This is a genomic window from Rhodococcus sp. 66b, from assembly GCF_002076325.1.
Classification (GTDB): domain Bacteria; phylum Actinomycetota; class Actinomycetes; order Mycobacteriales; family Mycobacteriaceae; genus Rhodococcus_F; species Rhodococcus_F erythropolis.
Genome location: NZ_MUZB01000011.1, coordinates 45,303 through 63,196 on the forward strand (window position 1 = coordinate 45,303; position 17,894 = coordinate 63,196).

Below are 17,894 nucleotides of genomic sequence, written 5' to 3' on the forward strand. Positions count from 1 at the left end.
GAGAATCATCAGCAGGTCCGGGCGCTGAAGTGTTTCAGCGTCCGGACTTGATGATCTGAGCGATGTTCCGCTCCGCCAGAGCAGTGATGGTCAGTGACGGATTGACGGTGCCGGTGCTGCCCGGAATGGCAGCGCCGTCCATCACGTACAGGCCGTCGTAGCCCTTGACTCGCCCGTAGCCGTCGGTTGCCTTGCCGAGAACCGCACCGCCGAGGGGATGCGCGGTGAACGAGGAATTGACGTCTTTCGCGAACGGCAAGGCGGACGGCAGCGTGGTGCCGGCGAAGGCCATCTTGTTCTGGACGGCGCGCAGGGCCTCGACGGTGGCGTCGTTGCCGTTCTTCGGCCAGTTCAGCACCACCCGATCGTTGCCCCCGTCGTAGGCGAAGTCGGCGCGCTGCGAATCGAGGGTCATACCCAAGGTTCCGAGCATGCCGATGTTGACGGGTAGGCCGGGGACGTACCAGTTTTCCAGGGAGAGTGGCATTCCCGACTCGTCGACGATGCGTGATGCCGACGGTGCGGCTTGCGCAGTGCCGTCACTGAAGCCGAACGAGCGCACCATCCCGGCGTCGCCGTTCGTTCCCCAGCCCTTACCGACGTGTTCGTTGAGGTTCGGCAGCGCGCCCGTCGCCTGGGCGCGTACCAGCAGTTCGGAGGTGCCGATCGAGCCGGCGCCGAGGAACAGACGGTCACAGGTAAGAGTCTTCCGGGCCAGAACGCCACCCGTCGGATCCGTCGATTCGACGTCGACGACGTAGCGTCCATCACGTTCGCGACTGATCGCGAGCACCTGATGTCCGTAACAGACGGTGGCTCGTCCGGTGGCTTCGGCGGCGGGAATGTAGTTCTGTGTGAGGTCGAACTTCGCGCCGTTGGAGTTACCCATGTTGCTGTCACCGACAGTGGCCGAGGCTCGGGTTCGGCCGTCGAGTTCTGAGCGCACCACGTCCCAGTTCCAGATCCCGTCGATCCGCTGCGGATCGAATCCGGCACGACGAGCGTCCTGATCCCAACGACGCGAGTGACCGAAATTCGGGGTTTGGTAAATGTCTTCGGGCAACGCGCTCAGACGCAGCATCTGGCGCACCTTGGGGTACCAGGTGGACGCCATCTCGTCGTAGTCGAGGGAGTTGCCGAAGACTGCGTCGAAGAATCGGCGCTCGGGCGCGATCATCACGCCGGTGAAGATGATGGAACCACCGCCGACTGCAGCGCCGCGCCAGACCGAGATGTGTTCGTAGTCGGTGGCATCGAGGACGCCGCTGAAGTAGTCGCACACCACCGGGAGTCCGGTGAGGTTGGTGAACGATGTGCGCCGGAAAACTCCGCGGCCGTCGGCCAGCATGTCGGAGGTGTGAATCTCCCGCTGCGGATCATGCGGCCATCGGAGTCCGCGTTCGAGGATGGTGACCTGGGTGCCGCTCTGCGCCAACCGGAGAGCGGTCGCGCTGGCGCCGAAACCTGACCCGATGACGATGGCTTCGGAATGCTCCGGGGGAGTAGGCGAGGGTACGAACAACTCGGGGACGAGTGCGCGGTAGTGATCGGCACCCATCGGTAGCGCACGCAGAGGCGCGGGAGCGGCGTGGCTGATCGAGGTCGACATGAGCGGTGTCGCGGCTGCAACTGCTGCCCCCACTCCGGCCGCTTTGAAAAAGTCACGACGCTGCATGTCACGACGCTGCATGTGTTTGTTCGACTCCCCAGTTCGATGATTTGCCTCAGAATAACTCGAGATGGAGTTTGCGGACGAAACGGCATGTTGAATGCGCGCAGAAACCGGATAAAACGTGCATAAGTGGCGTGTGTCAGCCGATTGCGGAAGGTCGCCGGATAGTCGCGGAAGCTCATCGGTGTCCAGTGAGAGGTTCCCGCCCCTATCCTCGAGGAGTGAACTCCGACTTCAAGCGTGTCTCCGAGGCCAAGTACGTCCTACTCACTACCCTCCGCAAGGACGGAACGCCGGTGGCGACTCCACTCTGGGCCGCGCCGGACGGCGACAAGATCTTGATGTGGACCGTCACCGATTCCTACAAGGTCAAGCGCATCAGGCGAAACCCGTCGGTCACAGTCGCCGCGTGTGACGCGCGGGGAAATCCGAAGGGTGAACCGGTTGCCGCCGTCGCCGAGATCCTCGACGCGCCGGGCACCGATCATGCTCGCGACGCGATCGCGCGTCGCTACGGAATCCTTGGCTGGATCACCATGAAAGGCAGTCTCCTGCGCCGCGGCAAGACCGGAACGATCGGACTTGCCATCACTGCAGCTTGACCGCGTCAGTTGCCGAGCAGATCGTCCAACGCTGAATCGAACCGCGGATAGGTGAAGGGGAAGCCGTTGTCCGTCAGCACTTTCGACACGGCATGACGACCCGTCAGGCCCAAGGCAGCGTCGCTGCGCAGCAGGAACGCGCCGAATCTGACCATGACAGCGGGCGTCGGCGGCGCAGGTGGCCGGTGAAGGTGCTTGCGCAGCCCGGCCATCAGTTCTGAATTGCGGACGGGATCCGGGGCAGTCGCGATGACCACGCCCGAGGCAGCCGAATCGGGTTCGAGGGCCCAACGAACGATCGACAGCCAGTCGTCGATGTGAATCCAACTGGTCCATTGTCTACCCGAGGCAACGCGTCCGCCCAGACCGAGACGTACGAGCAACAGGAGTCGCTCGAGCGCCGGTGTGCCCTTCTCCAACACGACACTGGTTCGCAGGATCACTACTCGTGACGTGTTTGCTCCCTCGACCGCTGCCTCCCAGTCCTTTGCGACGTCGGTCATCTGAGGTGGTCCGTCAGCGAGTGGGGAAGCCTCGTCGAGTCGGGTCTCTCCGGCGTCACCGTAGATTGCGAGCGTGCTCGCCTGGATCCACACCGGAACAGGGTGCGCCAGTAGTTTCGACGCTTCGACCAGCGCGCGGGTCGGATCGACACGGGAGCTGGTGAGCAGTGCGATGTTTGCCGGGGTTGGTCGGCGATCGACCAACTCGCCGGCCAGATTGATCACCGCGGCGCCGTCGAGTTCTCCTGCCCAGTCGCCGACCGTGACGCCGTCCCACTGAACCTGCCTGTGCCTGCCGGGTTTCGGTGACCGAGTCAGGACCACGACGTCATACCCGCGGTCGGCGAGATCGTCGCTGATTCGGCGGCCGAGAGCGCCGGTGCCGCCGGCGATCACGACCTTCGTCATCACTGCGCCTGGCTGACCGAGGACATGTGGAAGTCGGGAATCCGCATCGGCGGCATGGCCGTGCGGGTGAACCAGTCTTTCCACTCGCGGGGAAGCGTGATCTCGGTGCGTCCAGCCTCGGTGACCCGCCGCAGGAGATCGAGCGGACTCTCGTTGAAACGGAAGTTGTTGACGGCGCCGACGATCTTGCCGTCCTCGATCAAATACACCCCGTCACGGGTGAGTCCGGTCAACAGCAGCGTCGTCGGATCCACCTCACGGATGTACCAGAGGGTTGTGAGCAGTAGACCCTTCTCGGTACCTGCGATCATGTCCTCGATCGAGGTGTCGTCACCACCGGTCAGGATGAGATTGTCGCCGGGAACTGCGACAGGTCGACCGAACTCTCGTGCAGCGTGGCGCGGGTACGCCAGCGCATTGACGACGCCGTCTCGGACCCAGTCGACGGGTTCGATCTCCATACCGTTGTCGAACAGTGAGACGGATTCACTCGACGACGTCGTGATCACGAACGGCGCGGACTGCAAGCCCTCGGCGCCGGGGTCGGAGGTGAGTGTCAGTGGCAATCCGAGCTTCTCGCCGATCCGGGTACCACCGGTGGTGGAAAGTGCGGTGTGGCCCTCTTCGGCGCCGCGACCCTCCATGGTCCACATCAGATAGATCATCAGGTCCGCGACAGCAGAAGGCGGAAGAATCGTCTCGTAGCGGCCGGCAGGCAGACTGACCGAATTCTCCGCCCAGTCGAGCCGAGTGGTCAACTGCGACAAAAGATTCGGCACTGAAATGTCAGTGAAATCGACAGTTCCGGATCCGACCCAGGCGCTGGCGTGGCCGCGCTTGCCGTTGATCTCCACGGAGCCGGTGGCCTGAGCCGTTCTACGTCGCACGCCCGTCGAAGTTCCGAGCCAGGTGGTGTGCAACTGGTGGTGAGCGAAGCCGAACAACTGGTCGTCACCGTCGAAGGCCGTGGACAGGTCGGCAGCCAACTGCGCAAAGACACCGATGTCGGTCAGGGCGGCCGGCAGGTCCCAGTCGGTCTCTGCCGCCGACTGCGTGATCAGGTCGGACGCGTCGTCAGCCGGAGTGGCTGTACGCGCAGCCTGTTCGCTTGCCTGTACGAGTGCGGAAATCTGCTCGGGATCGACACTGCTGGAACTGACAGTGCCCACCTTCGCGATGTCACCCTCGCGCACGATCGAGATCACCGTCCACGTCCGGGACAGCGAGACTCCGTTGGTGGTCATCGAATTGTTGGCCCACCGCAGCGACGCCTCACTTGCATCGGTCACGATCACCAACGATTCGTCTACCGTCCTCGCGGCCAATGCACGCTCGACGACCTGCTGCGGATCGATCACTGCTGAGCCTCCGAACGAGTATTGAGGATGTTGACTCCGCGGAACAGAGCGGACGGGCAGCCGTGGCTGACCGCCGCAACCTGACCGGGTTGCGCCTTGCCGCAGTTGAACGCGCCCTGCAGGCGCCAGGTCGACTCACCGCCAACGGCTTCCATCGAGCCCCAGAAATCCGTCGTCGTCGCCTGATACGCCACGTCACGCACCTGACCGTCGAGCTTTCCGTCACGGATCTTGAAGAACCGCTGACCGGTGAACTGGAAGTTGTAGCGCTGCATGTCGATCGACCAGGACTTGTCACCGACGACGTAGATGCCGTTCTCGACTCGCGAGATCAGGTCTGCGGTCGAGGTGTCCGTAGAAGGGTCGGGGGAGAGCGAGACGTTGGCCATTCGCTGGATGGGAACGTGATGTGCGGAGTCGGCGTACGAGCAGCCGTTGGAACGAGTCAGCCCCAGCCTCGGCGCGAACACGCGGTCTAGTTGATACCCGACCAGTGTTCCCTCTGCCACCAGATCCCACCGTTGAGAGGCGACGCCGTCGTCGTCGAATCCGACGCTGGCCAGGCCGTGCTCTTCGTTACGATCGGCGGTCACGTGCATGAGTGGCGTCCCGTATTTCAGCGTTCCCAGCTTGTCCGGCGTCGCGAACGACGTACCGGCGTAGGCCGCTTCGTAGCCGATCGCCCGGTCGTATTCGGTGGCGTGTCCGATGGATTCGTGGATCGTGAGCCACAGATTGGTCGGATCGATCACGAGGTCGGTCGGACCCGCTTCGACGGTCGGTGCCTTCGTCTTCTCGGCCAGCCACTCCGGGATCTGCGCGAGCTCATCGCCCCAGTTCCACGTGCTCTGCGCCCCGAGGTACTCCCATCCGCGACCTACCGGCGGCGCCAAGGTGCGCATCGATTCGAAGCTGCCGGCCGACTTGTCGACGGCGGTCGCCTCGAACTCGGGGTGCAGACGCACCCGTTGCTGGGTGATCGACGAACCGGCCAGATCCGCGTAGAAAGTTTGCTCCTTGACCTGGAGGACACTCGCCGTGACGTGATCCACGCCGTCAGCGGCTTGAAGCCGTCCGGAGTAGTCGACCAGCAGCGCTACCTTGTCGGCCGTCGGTGTCGCGAAGGGATCTTCGAGGTACGGGGACACCCACGTCGCGTCAGCGTAGACGGGTTCGTCGGCGAGGGTGACCGGATCCCGATTGAGCGAGCGTAATGCCTTCGCAACCTCGACCGCTTGGCGTGCCAGCGCAGCCGCGACGTCAGGGGATACCTCGGCGTGCGAGGCGAATCCCCACGTGCCGTCGACGATCACACGGACGGCGACCCCGATCTCGTCTCCGTCGGACACCGCCTGAACTACGCCGTCGCGCAAGCGGATCGACTGTGTGAGCACGCGGTGGACACGAACATCGGCGTGCTGGGCGCCGGCTGTTCTCGCTGCCGACAGCGCCGCATCAGCGACAGCTCGCAGCGGGAGGGCGAGGAAATCTGCATCGACATCTCGGGTGACGGTCACGCACACGACGCTAGCCGACGACCGCCGATCTCAACCGAACTGCTGCCATCCGAGGCGAATCACCATGGCGATCACGACCACCAACAGCGTGATCCGGACGAATCCGGATCCCTTGCTCAGCGCCATCCGCGAACCGATGACCGCGCCGAGAACATTGCACACCGCCATCGCCAAACCCAAACTCCACCAGACATGCCCGGTGACGGCGAAGTAGGCGAGCGCGCCGAAATTGGAACCGAGATTGATCACCTTCGCCATGGCCGCGCTTCGAACGAATTCGGTTCCGAGGAAGGTGGCGAAGCTGATGATGAGGAAAGTGCCGGTGCCGGGTCCGAGCAGACCGTCGTAAAGCCCGATGAGTCCGGCGGAGAGCAGCAGGACGAGGACGGTCTTGCGCTGCGTCGGACGATGAGTGGCGATCGTGGTGCCCAGCGTCGGCCGCATTGTCACGAAGACGGCGACAGCGACGAGTACGACCATCACGATCGGAATGAAGTACTTCTTGTCGATCAGTGAAACGGCCGCCGCCCCGCACGCGGACGTCACCGCTGCCAAGGCGGCTGCCGGCGCCATCTGCCGCCATTGCATCGGGATTCGACGCGAGAACGTGTACACCGCAGCACTCGTCCCGGTGAATGCCGTCAGTTTGTTGGTGGCCAGTGCGGCCTGCGGGGTCAATTGTGGGGCGACCAGAAAGAGCGCGGGCAACAGAATCAATCCGCCGCCGCCGACGACGGCGTCCACCCAACCCGCCGCCGTTGCTGCCGTCATCAGCAGTCCCCAATCAGCAATATCCACGGCGGTGACTCTTTCACAGCTGTGACACTCTTGAGCACATGCGGAGGTTCAGCCTGTGGCTGCGAGGAAAGCCGATGATCGCGGACAGCGCGCTGGCGCTCGTGTTCTTCGCGCTCGAGGTAGTCACGTTCGTCAGTTCGCCGCGTGAGGAGCGGTGGCCTCAGCTCGTCGTCGGATTTCTGATCTGCCTTCCCGTCGTGTGGCGTCGCAAATATCCGCGTGTGTCCGCTGCGTCCATATTGTCGATGTCGTACTTCGCGACCCTGATGATGTGGGCGACCGGGGATCCGGCTGCGGAACATCCAGGCCTGTTGGCGCTCGGAGTTTCGCTCTACACACTCGTTGCGTACGTCGATCGGCGTACCGGGGCGATATTCGCGTGCTTCCTTGCCCTGGACATGACTTTCTCGTTGCTCGTCATCCGCCAAGACGTGATCCTGACGATCATCATCGCGACGCTGCTCTATGCATTGGCCTGGATCACCGCCGAGTTCTTGAGCGCGCGACGTGCCTACGACGAGGAAGTGGCCGCCAGACTCGAAGTGGCCGAATACGAACGAGACCGCCGCGCCGAGGATGCGGTGGCGACGGAAAGAACCCGGATCGCCCGCGAACTCCACGACGTCGTCGCACACGCGGTCAGCGTGATGATCGTTCAGGCGGACGGCGCCTCGTACGCCGTCGATTCCAATCCGGCGTTGGCGAAGAAGGCGCTCGGCAACATCTCCAGCACCGGACGTGACGCGCTTGCCGAGCTTCGCCGGACCGTCTCGCTTCTGCGCACCGAGGTCAGTAGCGATTTGATGCCGCAACACGGAACGGCCGGCATCGCCAAGGTCGTCGAGATGATGCGTGCTGCCGGTCTCGGCGTGCGCCTCGAGCTGACCGGCGAGCTCGACGACGTCAGTCCATCGGTCAGCCTGGGCATTCATCGCCTCGTTCAGGAATCATTGACCAATGTCCTCCGCCACGCCGGCGCGAACCCGAAGGCCCGGGTCACCGTGCGCCGCACCGAGACCGCGGTACTGCTCGAGGTCGTCGACAACGGAACGTCGAGCTCGACCTTCGCTCACGGTTCGGGCAACGGATTGGTCGGCATGCGTGAGCGGGTGGCGGTACTGCACGGGACACTCGAGACGGGACGACGCCCCGACGGCAGTTGGCGTGTGTACGCAGAGTTGCCGCTCGAGATCCACGATTGATACCGGCTCGCCGCAATCGCATTGGCACCGACGTCTCAGGCCCGATAGGTTTACGCCGTGCCCATCACCGTGCTGCTAGTCGACGACCAGGAACTCATGCGGATGGGCCTGAACATGGTGCTCGAAGCACATGAGGACATCTCGGTCATCGGTGAGGCCGGTGACGGAGCCGCGGCGGTCGCAGCGGCGGTGGCGCTGAAGCCTGACGTCGTGTTGATGGATGTGCGGATGCCGATTGTCGACGGTGTGAAAGCGACGGAGCAGATTCTTGCCTCCGGGATCGAATCCAGGGTCCTGGTCATGACGACGTTCGACCTGGACGAACACGCGCTCGGCGCCCTGCGTGCCGGAGCGAGTGGGTTTCTTCTCAAAGACACCCCGCCCGAGGACCTCGTGTCGGCTATCCGCAGCGTGGCGGCCGGTGATGCGGTTGTTTCCCCGAAGGTGACACGTCGTCTGCTGTCGAGGTTCATCGTGGACGGTCCGGCGCCGCGACGCGATCCGGTGGTTCTCGACGTCCTGACCGAACGCGAACGCGAAGTCCTCGGGCACGTGGCCACGGGACTGTCGAACATCGAGATCGCACAGCAGCTGTACCTGTCCGAATCGACGATCAAGTCGCACGTCGGACGCATTCTGACCAAACTCGATCTGCGTGATCGTGTGCAGGCGGTGGTGCTGGCCTACGAGACCGGACTGGTAACTCCGGGCGCGTAGGCCAGCCGCCTGTCAGGCAGCGAGCGTTTCGCTCTGCTCAGGCATCAAAAGCGCCCACTGTTGGCAGCACGATGCAGGTCTTCCCGTCTGCGTAATCGACATTGCCGAACAGAGCGGCAAACACCTTGCCGTCGCCGGTGTCGACGACCTTCGAGAGCAACGGCGTATCGAGTACGGGCAACTTCTCGTCCAACGGGACGATGCCACCCTTGAAGGTGCCGACGTTGATCCAGGCAACACTCAACCCTGAGGTCTTGGGTATGCCGACGTAACCCGGGATTGCCTGGAACCGGAGATGGTCGGCCTCGACCCACGGCGGCAACGGGAAGTTCGGACCGGCCTGTGCGGAGCTGAGGGTGACGGTGACAGGTTCACCGGCCACGCCACACCCGACCGTCGGTGCGGGGTACATGAACGACTGCGGCTTGGTGACGCCGACGTCCGGGAGATCGAGGGCGGTCGTGATCTGATCAGCGCCTGCCGTGCCGATCAACTGCTGAACAGCAGCAGAGGCTTCGGGGGAGATGGCTGCGGCCTGCGCGATCAGCGCGGCAATTCCTTCGGGTACTACCGGTTCTGCGGCCGCGGTTCCCGCGCTGATCATCGTGCTGCCGGCCGTGAGTGCCACGACGGCGGCAGTGCCGGCGATGGCAGCGGGAATGCGTCGGGCGAGTGTCTTGCCGGGGAGTCGGCTCATGTCGGGCTCCTTCATTTCATGAGGCCGGGAAATGCGGCCCGAAGTGACTTGACCACGCGCATAGTCTCAACGTCAACTTGAGGTTTAGAATCGTTAGCGGAGCGTTAGTTAACGCCAGGCAAGTCGCACGTGCGCGAGAGAAAGCCCGTGTGACTCACGGCACTCGCCTGTTTTGCACCTCTGAGTCGTTGTCGGGAGAAAATCCGGCCCCTCGAGCGTTGAACGGATAGACCGTCTGAAAGGGGACGTCATGATCGCCGCCGTATTCCTCCTCTACGTGATCGTCGAGATCGCCGCATTGGTCATCGTGGGCAACGCCATCGGTGTCGCCTGGACAGTGCTGCTGTTTCTCGCCGGTTCGCTTGTCGGATTGATCCTCATGCGTTCACAGTGGCGACGAGTCATGGACGGATTCCGCAAGGCAACGAGGGGTGAGGGATCGCCGTCACTGGCGGTCGCCGACGGCGCCTTGGTCGCGGCGGGCTCCGCGTTGATGTTCGTACCCGGACTCGTGACTTCGGTTCTGGGCCTTCTGCTTCTGATTCCGCCGACCCGGTGGGCGCTCCGCCCGCTTGCGGTGCTCCTGGCAGGCAAGCGCGCAGCAGCATTTGCCGCCGGTGGTGACGCCTTCGCCGGAACCGTCGGCTACGCGGCGCGCATGCGCGGAAACGGCGAGGTGATCGACGGCGAGATCATCGTCGAGACACCCGAAACCACCGAGTACGTAGCAAGCAACGGCAAGGAACTCGTCCTCGAGGGTGAGATTCTGGACACGGATACACCCACCCGTTCGCGGGGGCCGCAGTACTAACAGGCAGACTGGGTGCTCGTGACTACTCGTCTGCTGGTCAACGGCCGGATCTACAGTTCATTTGCACCTGACGCGACCTCGATCGCCATCACCGACGGCACCGTCGTCTGGGTCGGCGACGAGCGCGCCGGACGGGCGTTGCACCCCGCCGCGGAGATCGAAGACCTGGGCGGTGCGTTTGTCACTCCCGGGTTCGTCGACACCCACGTCCACATCACTGCATTGGGACTCAATCTCGTCGGTCTGGATCTCGTGGGCGCGAACTCACTGGACGAATGCCTCTCGCGAGTACGAACATTCGCAGCGGCAAACCCCGAAACTGCCCATCCCGACGCAGTCATCTGGGGACATGGTTGGGATGACACCGAGTGGGCAGATCAGACGCCGCCTTCGACCGCGGATCTCGACGCGGCTGCCCCTGGCCGCAAGGTGTATCTCTCGCGGATCGACGTTCACTCGGCCGCGTGCTCGAGCGCATTGCGCGACGGGATCTCCGGCCTCGCCGACACTGCCGGATACTCGGCCGACGGCCCGCTGACCTTCGATTCACACCACCTGGCGCGCAATGCGGCTCGGAACCTGCTGACCGAATCTCAGCGCGCGTCTGCTCGTACCGCGGCGCTCGATCTGTGCGCCTCCCGCGGGATCGTCGCAGTGCACGAGTGCGGCGGACCGGACATCTCGGGACTGACCGATTTCCAGGAACTACTGGCCCACGACCACGGAGTGGAGGTTCGGGGCTACTGGGGTGAGCGCGTCGACACCGAAGAGGATGCTCGCGCACTCCTCGACAAAACCGGAGCAGACGGACTCGGCGGGGATCTATTCATCGACGGTTCGCTCGGTTCGCATACCGCGTGGCTGCTCGAACCCTATGCAGACCAACCTGATTCGACGGGCAACGCCTATCTCGACGTCGACGCGATCGCCGCACACATCCGGGCCTGCACCCTCGCGGGTGTCCAGGCCGGCTTCCATGCGATCGGTGACGGTGCCGTCTCGTCGGCAGCGGCCGCGTTCCGCAAGGTCTCCGACGAACTGGGTGGCCCCAAGGTCGCCGCGTTGGGTCACCGCCTCGAGCACGCGGAAATGATGTCGATGGCTGACGCGGAAACCTTCGCGGCCTTGGGTGTCATCGCGAGCGTCCAACCGGTGTTCGACGCACTGTGGGGCGGTACCGACGGTCTGTACACCACGCGCCTGGGAGTCGACCGCGCAGCAGCGTTGAATCCGTTTGCACCTGCTGCCGGTAAGGGTGTCTCGCTCGCATTCAGCTCCGATGCCCCGGTCACCCCCATCGAGCCGTGGGCGATGCTGCGCGCCGCTGTCCAGCACCGCACCGACGGAAGTGGAATCTCACCGCGTGCGGCCTTCTCCGCCGCAACGCGCGGCGCCTGGCGCGCGGGCGGAGTGCGGGACGGCGCCGCGGGAACGCTCAATCCGGGTGCACCCGCCTCCTACGTGTTGTGGGCGGCAGGCGAACTCGAAGTCAGTGCACCGGCCGATTCGGTCCAGCGATGGTCTACCGATCCGCGCTCGCGAGTACCCGCTCTGCCCAGGCTGGCGGAAGATGCGCCGATTCCGGTCTGCATCAAGTCGGTGCATCGCGGACGCGTCGTCTACCAGCGCGGCTCGACGAGTGAGTGAGGCCGGCGCAGAGGCGCCCAGCAGCGATCGCTCCCGCGTGAACGCTGTGCTCACCGGTTCGGCATGGCTACGTTCGCTGTACGCAGCCGCAGGCGGATTCTTGATCTTCGCCGGGTTCCCACCTCGTCCGCTGTGGTTTCTGGCGCCAGTCGGGATCGCTCTTCTGACGTGCGTGTTGACGAACTTCGGTCGAGGCGGATTGCGTCTTCGTGCCGGCTTCGGTTACGGGTACCTGGCCGGTCTCGGATTCCTGGTGCCGTTGCTTCCGTGGATCGGTGTGTTCGTGGGCGCGGTCCCGTGGATCGCGTTGGCCGCGGTGGAGTCGTTGTTCATCGGACTGTTCGGGTTGCTGGCGGTACTGGTGGCGAGGTTGCCTTGGGCACCTTTGTGGATTGCCGCGACCTGGACGCTTACCGAGTGGCTTCGTTCCAGCGTCCCTTTCGGCGGATTTCCTTGGGGCAGGCTCGCATTCGGTCAATCCGAAGGGTGGCTCCTCCCACTCGCGAGTATCGGCGGTGCGCCGCTGCTCAGCTTCGCGGTGGCCCTGACCGGTACCGGCTTGGCAGCAGTCGTCGTCGCTGTCGCGGCAAAACGATGGGACCGAGGATTCTTCGGAGCCGTTGCCGCCGCCATCGTGCCCGTGATCGTTGCTCTCGTGGTGTCGCCGTTTCTTGCCACCATGGATTCCGGCGACCGAACGATCACCGTCGCCGCGATCCAGGGCAGCGTTCCGCGGTTGGGCTTGGACTTCAACTCGCAACGAAAGCAGGTCCTCGACAACCACGTCACCGAAACCGTGAAACTGGCAGCCGAGGTGGACGCGGGCCGCGTCGATCAGCCTGACGTCGTGATCTGGCCGGAAAATGCCTCGGACATCGACCCCCTGCGAAACGCCGATGCCGCGGCCGACATCACCCGAGCCTCCGAAGCGATCGGAGCCCCGATTCTTGTCGGCACCGTACTCGTGAATGCCGATCGTACGACCACCAATTCAGTGATCGTGTGGGACGGCGCCAATGGTCCTCAGGAACAGCACGACAAGAAGATCATCCAGCCGTTCGGTGAATACCTGCCATACCGAAGCTTCTTCCGGAACTTCTCCTCGTACGCCGATCGTGCGGGCAATTTCGTGCCCGGCGAGGGCAACGGCGTTGTCCAAGCAGCGGGTGTACCGATCGGCGTCGCGACTTGTTACGAGGTTGCGTTCGACCGGGCGTTCCAGGAATCGGTGCGCAATGGTGCGCAGCTGCTGGCAGTACCGACCAACAACGCCACCTTCGGGGACACCGAGATGACGTATCAGCAGCTGGCAATGTCCCGTGTGCGGGCAGTCGAGCACGGCCGTGCCGTCGTTGTGGCCGCAACCAGTGGTGTCAGCGCCATCATCGCTCCCGACGGGGCAGTGACTTCGCAGACCGACCTGTTCGTGCCGGCGGCACTTGTGGCCAAGGTGCCGCTCTCGACCAGCTCCACCCTCGCTACCCGAGTAGGTCCGGCGCCGGAGATCGTGCTCAGCATCATCGCGGTCGGTGCGATTGCCATGGCGCTGGTAGCCCGGCGCCGAGATCGGGCCGAGCAATCGCCTGAGGAGACTGCGGCAATCTGACCCGAGCAACGGATATCGGGCTGCCGATGTTCCGAGGGGCGCCTACGCGGGTACTCGCTGTGCCACCCGTTCCTGCGTAAAGGCGGCCTCCTGTGACCGAGCCAGACAAAACCGAGCCTGAGAAGACCGAGCCCCAGACTGCAGTTCGCAAGACCAGTGTCGTCGACGCGGTGCTGCAGTCACCGCTCGCGGGGCTGTCACCGTGGATCCTGCTGTCCTTGCTCTCCGGACCGGGAAGGTTCGAGGAATCCGCGGCCGCCGCGCTCGGGTTGTCGCTGCTGATCTTGGCGGCCAGTCACCGGCGCGGCGGCACGGTGAAGCTGTTGGAGGTCTTCGACGTCGTGTTCTTCGGCGTTCTGGCGGCCATCGGCCTCCTCGCGTCGGCGAACACGATTCGGTGGTTCGAACTCTGGGGAGGCGAACTGACCAACATCGCGCTGGTGGTCTTTGCCTTCGGATCGATCCTGCTCCGCAATCCTTTCACTTTGCAGTACGCGAAAGAGTCGACGCCTGAAGAGTATTGGACGACGCCACTGTTTCTGCGCATCAACTACGTCATCACCGCAGTGTGGGCGCTCGCCTTCACATGGTCGGCCGCAGTGGGCCTGTTCGGAGACGCACTGCTGCACGACGGAGACAACTTCTGGACCGGATGGATTCTGCAGTTGCTCGGAACCTTCTTCGCGATCTCCTTCACCGAGTGGTACCCCGAGTATGCGCCGAACAAGGCCGCTCAGGCTCAGGGCCTCGAAACCGAACCACCGCAGTCGATTTTCAGGCTGTTCGACTTTTTGCCGGTGTTCGTAGCCGTGACCGGCATCGCGGGGTTGGTGACCGACTCCGTTTCCGTGACCGCAGGCGTTACGTTGATTCTGGTCGGCGTGTTCGGACATCTGGCGATGCGACGGTTCACCGTCGACTAGGAGCTCTCGGTGATCTCGCGCCGACGGGAACTTGGTGCACGATCGTCTCGATGACCGGCAGGTGCCGGCTGATGCACGGAATTTGTCCGTTTCTGCGATAGTCAGTGCACCTGCCGTGCAATGGAAACGAGGGAAATTGAGCGTTATTTCGAGTACTGCACACAAGCACGAGCCCATACACGGACGACGTCCACCAGCGGATCACCGCTTCCTCGGACTCGACACACGCGTCTTCCCACACGCCCTCGCGATCTTGGGGGTGTGGATGCTCTGGACCGTGATCGTGCCCGCCATCGATTCCGCTGTCTCCTCCGAAGATCCAACCGGCGCCGGAGACCGAATGGCCGTGACCGAAACGGTCTCCTTCGCCGCACCTGCGGGCTGGAATGTCGAGAGTGGTTTCCGAACCGACCAACATGGCGCGTCCGATTCGCTCCCACGTGTGACGTTGACCGGCGGCACCGTCACCGTGAGCGTCGACGCCGACACATTCAGTGGAACTGCCGACGAGCTCCTCTCCCAAACAGATGCCGTGAGTCTTGCGACGAACGGCAGTTCCGTGCTTGCGGTCTCCGGTACACGCCAGCCGATCAGCACCGACGGGGGTCTGAGCGGCGTCCAGGTCAGCTTTGACACTCCGCGGTCCGCCGGATCGGTGACCACATTCGTCACCGACGGCGAGGGAATTCGGGTACAGGTAGTCGGCCCACCCGATCAGATCGCCGCCCGCAGTCGAGAAATCACCGACATGATCGCCTCCATCGGCACACATGAGGGAGACACCAAGTGAGCAGCGATCTCCTCGAAACCCGCTCCCGCGCATTCGATACGACGGCCTGGGGCGAGAAATTTCACTTCTTCCAACCACGCAACGTCGTGTTCTGGATATACCTGTGGATGTGCGGATTCGGCCTCGTCAAAGGCTGGCAGATGTTCGCCCCCTTCGCCGGATACTTCGGGCGCGCACTCCTCGTTGCCGGCATCGTCGGCATCATCAGCGCCGCGGTCTGGACATGGTGGTTCCGGCACATCGACCGCTACGAACGCCAACCCGTAGGACTAGTGGTCACCGGCTTCATCTGGGGCGCCACCGCAGCAACGTTCACTATCGCAGTACCCGCGAACGGAGCAGTCGGCTCGCTCTACACGAAGATTTTCGGGCAGGTATGGGCTCAGGACTGGCATGCGGGCCTCTCTGCACCGTTCGTGGAGGAAACCGCCAAAGGCATCGGCATCGTCGTCCTCCTCGCGCTTGCACCGCGACTGGTGCGCACCGCAACCGACGGCCTGCTCCTCGGCGCTTTCATCGGCTTGGGATTTCAGACCAGCGAAGACTTTCTTTACTCGATTGCCGGCGCGACGCAGGGCTTCGGCGCCCACCAAACCGACGGCCTGATCGGTTCCATCGCCACCCGCACCTACTCCGACATCGTCTCTCATCCCCTCTTTACAGCCCTTTTCTGCGCCGGCGTGATCTATCTGATCGGCACCCCGGCCCAGCCCCGGCGGATCGGACGCGGATTGGCGTTGATCGTGGCCCCCATCCTGATCCACGGCGTGTGGGATTCGATGCTCGCGATCGCCGGCGGCAGCAGTTCGCTCGTGTTCGTCATCATGATCGGCGACATCGTCTTCGCTTTCACTGCCTTGTGGATCGCGTTCGTCTGGGCGCACCCACGTGAGTCCCACTTCGTCCGTGACATTCTCGCCCCGGAAATCGAGTCCGGCGTCCTGACCGACGCCGAGGTGACAGCCGCCGGCGGATGGCGACAACAACGCACTTACGCGAAAGCCGCACCCACTCGCACCGAACGTCGCCAACGACGACATATCGTTCGTGCCGCGCTGGATCTGTGCAGCGACCTTGCTGTAAGCAAGGGCGACGACAGCTCCCAGGTCGTCGAATCACGCAACGAAATCACCCGCCTCCGCCAAGGAACCGCGGCACAGAGCACCGCTCGGTGACCGCGAAGTAGCGGAAGTACCGTTCAGCACCGTAAGTCATTTACCCACACCCCAGTCGGCCGGGTTGTTTGCCAACGTCACTTGGCAAGCAACCCGGCCGAGTGACTGGGCTACCAGTTCACGATCGGCGTGAGTGGGGTACCGAAGTTTGGTGTGTCGCGGGGTGGGGGATACAGCTCACACTGGTGCACGAAGCAGTGCCGATGGTTCTCCAGCGCGAATCGCGAATCCGCGCACTGTCGGCTCGCGAGTGCGCCTGGATGCTGAATGACGTTGTCCTGAAGTGCCTTTGAGGACCGCGAAGCATCCTGAAGTTGCCACGTCGAAGAAGGGCCGAAGTATGACGTCGACTTGTGAACGATCACTCCCCGTAGAACGAGAAAGACCGCCCGGTGTAGAACCGGACGGTCTTGATCGAAGTGCTAGTTCATGCGCCGCGACGCTTGGCCTTCAGCAAATCGAGACGCTCTTTGAGGAGCTCTTCGAGTTCCTCGACCGAGCGACGCTCGAGCAGCATGTCCCAGTGGGTGCGGGGAGGCTTGACCTTCTTGGCTTCGGGGGCAGTTCCCTCCATGAGGGCGCCTTCGAGGCCGTTGCGGCACAACCAGGTGCCGGGGATCTCGGCTTCGTCCGCGAACGGGATGTCGAAGATCTCGCCGTTCTCGCACTTGTACTTGGCCATACGACGGGGCGCGAGGTCATGGTCACGGTCGGTCTCGTAGCTCACAGCTCCGAGACGGCTACCTCGAAGTACGCGATCTGCCATGGTGGTGTCCTCTCTTCGTTCGTCACCGCTGGTGGGCGCCCTGACTTGGGGAGTAGACGCTCACACTCATCTACAACGCCACGAGCACCCGATTGGTTCCCGTGTGGCGAGAAGACGCAACCTCTCCATCTTACCGGGTACCGCGCGCGTTCATCGAAGGCGTCCGAATCTCGAGTACAGTGTCGACTCATGGCTGAGAGCACACGCGTCGGATCACCGCAGACTGCGCGTTCCGGAAACCCGTGTGTGTGGTGCGGCCGCGAGGTCGCGGTGACGGGAGTGGGTCGTCGTCGCCGGTACTGCAGCCAGTCTTGTCGCCAGCGCGCGTACGAGCAGCGCAATGCCGTCAAGGGCACGACGATCCCGGCTGACGCCGTCATCTTGACCGCCGTCGAGGCCGTCGAACTGGTGGATCGGATGTTCGAGGTTCGCTGCGCCGCCGAAGATGTGGCGACTGCTGTTGCCGAGGGAGCCGAAAGTTCGGAACTCGCACAGTTGTGTGAACGGTTGACCGAACTTGCCCGAGAAGCCGAACGTTTCCGGTGAAGCAGGTGTGGGCAACCGGTTTCTAGCCTTGCGTTGAGCACCGCAGCACTGCGGTGCGCCTGACGCCTGACGACGACAAATTCTGATCCTGAGTTCGGACCTTCGGGGAGGTTCGGACTTCGAAGCGACCCTTCGTCGAGGTCGATGATCTTCGGC

17 protein-coding genes are annotated in these 17,894 nt (G+C 63.6%); 10 read left to right on the plus strand and 7 right to left on the minus strand.

Features of this window, described 5'->3' with window-relative positions; all coding sequences use genetic code 11:
• Window positions 1-34: 34 nt before the first annotated feature.
• Entirely contained in the window at window positions 35-1,690 is a 1,656-nt protein-coding gene (locus B0E55_RS20740) for a GMC oxidoreductase (RefSeq protein WP_080910374.1), read from the minus strand.
• 203 nt (window positions 1,691-1,893) lie between these two features.
• On the opposite strand from B0E55_RS20740, the gene B0E55_RS20745 reads away from it, so the two are divergent.
• A complete protein-coding gene (locus B0E55_RS20745) occupies window positions 1,894-2,274 on the plus strand; it encodes a PPOX class F420-dependent oxidoreductase (protein ID WP_021344297.1) in 381 nt (126 codons plus the stop codon).
• A gap of 5 nt (window positions 2,275-2,279) precedes the next feature.
• Here B0E55_RS20745 and B0E55_RS20750 read toward each other — a convergent pair whose 3' ends face one another.
• From B0E55_RS20750 to B0E55_RS20765, 4 genes are read right to left on the minus strand one after another with little or no spacing between them, the layout of a single operon-like run.
• The gene (locus B0E55_RS20750; RefSeq protein ID WP_020969646.1) at window positions 2,280-3,185 is read right to left on the minus strand and encodes a TIGR01777 family oxidoreductase; all 906 of its coding nucleotides are present in this window, start codon (window positions 3,183-3,185) and stop codon (window positions 2,280-2,282) included.
• Window positions 3,185-4,543 (minus strand): metallopeptidase TldD-related protein, encoded by a 1,359-nt coding sequence (locus B0E55_RS20755; RefSeq protein ID WP_080910375.1) that lies wholly within the window; start codon window positions 4,541-4,543, stop codon window positions 3,185-3,187. The genes B0E55_RS20750 and B0E55_RS20755 overlap by 1 nt, the downstream gene beginning before the upstream one ends.
• Window positions 4,540-6,060 (minus strand): TldD/PmbA family protein, encoded by a 1,521-nt coding sequence (locus tag B0E55_RS20760; RefSeq protein WP_021344293.1) that lies wholly within the window; start codon window positions 6,058-6,060, stop codon window positions 4,540-4,542. Before B0E55_RS20760 ends, B0E55_RS20755 begins: the two co-directional genes overlap by 4 nt.
• 30 nt (window positions 6,061-6,090) lie before the next feature.
• A complete protein-coding gene (locus B0E55_RS20765; protein WP_080910376.1) occupies window positions 6,091-6,858 on the minus strand; it encodes a TSUP family transporter in 768 nt (255 codons plus the stop codon).
• 38 nt (window positions 6,859-6,896) lie between these two features.
• Between B0E55_RS20765 and B0E55_RS20770 the strand changes: the two genes are divergently transcribed.
• The gene (locus B0E55_RS20770) at window positions 6,897-8,060 is read left to right on the plus strand and encodes a sensor histidine kinase (RefSeq protein ID WP_019748480.1); all 1,164 of its coding nucleotides are present in this window, start codon (window positions 6,897-6,899) and stop codon (window positions 8,058-8,060) included.
• 57 nt (window positions 8,061-8,117) lie between these two features.
• Window positions 8,118-8,777: a response regulator gene (locus B0E55_RS20775; protein ID WP_003945024.1), complete on the plus strand. Its 660-nt coding sequence runs from the start codon at window positions 8,118-8,120 to the stop codon at window positions 8,775-8,777.
• A 37-nt stretch (window positions 8,778-8,814) separates the two neighbouring features.
• Here the strand turns inward: B0E55_RS20775 and B0E55_RS20780 are convergent, their stop codons facing one another.
• Window positions 8,815-9,474 (minus strand): hypothetical protein, encoded by a 660-nt coding sequence (locus tag B0E55_RS20780; protein WP_037134396.1) that lies wholly within the window; start codon window positions 9,472-9,474, stop codon window positions 8,815-8,817.
• A 250-nt stretch (window positions 9,475-9,724) separates the two neighbouring features.
• Here B0E55_RS20780 and B0E55_RS20785 point away from each other — a divergent pair, with 250 nt between their 5' ends.
• From B0E55_RS20785 to B0E55_RS20810, 6 genes are all read left to right on the plus strand, one after another.
• A complete protein-coding gene (locus B0E55_RS20785) occupies window positions 9,725-10,285 on the plus strand; it encodes an FxsA family protein (RefSeq protein ID WP_003944915.1) in 561 nt (186 codons plus the stop codon).
• A gap of 12 nt (window positions 10,286-10,297) precedes the next feature.
• Complete coding sequence (locus tag B0E55_RS20790; protein ID WP_080910377.1) at window positions 10,298-11,932, plus strand: amidohydrolase; 1,635 nt, start codon at window positions 10,298-10,300, stop codon at window positions 11,930-11,932.
• Window positions 11,933-11,969: 37 nt separating this feature from the next.
• Complete coding sequence (gene lnt, locus B0E55_RS20795) at window positions 11,970-13,538, plus strand: apolipoprotein N-acyltransferase (protein ID WP_080910443.1); 1,569 nt, start codon at window positions 11,970-11,972, stop codon at window positions 13,536-13,538.
• 92 nt (window positions 13,539-13,630) lie between these two features.
• Window positions 13,631-14,461 carry a hypothetical protein gene (locus tag B0E55_RS20800; protein WP_080910378.1) on the plus strand — a complete coding sequence of 277 codons (831 nt, stop codon included), beginning with the start codon at window positions 13,631-13,633 and terminating at the stop codon, window positions 14,459-14,461.
• A gap of 136 nt (window positions 14,462-14,597) precedes the next feature.
• Complete coding sequence (locus tag B0E55_RS20805; RefSeq protein ID WP_241896109.1) at window positions 14,598-15,251, plus strand: hypothetical protein; 654 nt, start codon at window positions 14,598-14,600, stop codon at window positions 15,249-15,251.
• Window positions 15,248-16,426, plus strand: coding sequence for a PrsW family intramembrane metalloprotease (locus B0E55_RS20810; protein WP_080910380.1), 1,179 nt, complete (start codon window positions 15,248-15,250; stop codon window positions 16,424-16,426). The genes B0E55_RS20805 and B0E55_RS20810 overlap by 4 nt, the downstream gene beginning before the upstream one ends.
• Before the next feature lie 427 nt (window positions 16,427-16,853).
• On the opposite strand, the gene B0E55_RS20815 is transcribed toward B0E55_RS20810, so the two are convergent.
• Entirely contained in the window at window positions 16,854-17,192 is a 339-nt protein-coding gene (locus tag B0E55_RS20815) for an RNA polymerase-binding protein RbpA (protein WP_019748472.1), read from the minus strand.
• 189 nt (window positions 17,193-17,381) lie between these two features.
• Here B0E55_RS20815 and B0E55_RS20820 point away from each other — a divergent pair, with 189 nt between their 5' ends.
• Window positions 17,382-17,738, plus strand: a complete 357-nt coding sequence (locus B0E55_RS20820) for a hypothetical protein (protein ID WP_020907776.1) — start codon at window positions 17,382-17,384, stop codon at window positions 17,736-17,738.
• The last annotated feature ends 156 nt before the right edge of the window (window positions 17,739-17,894 follow it).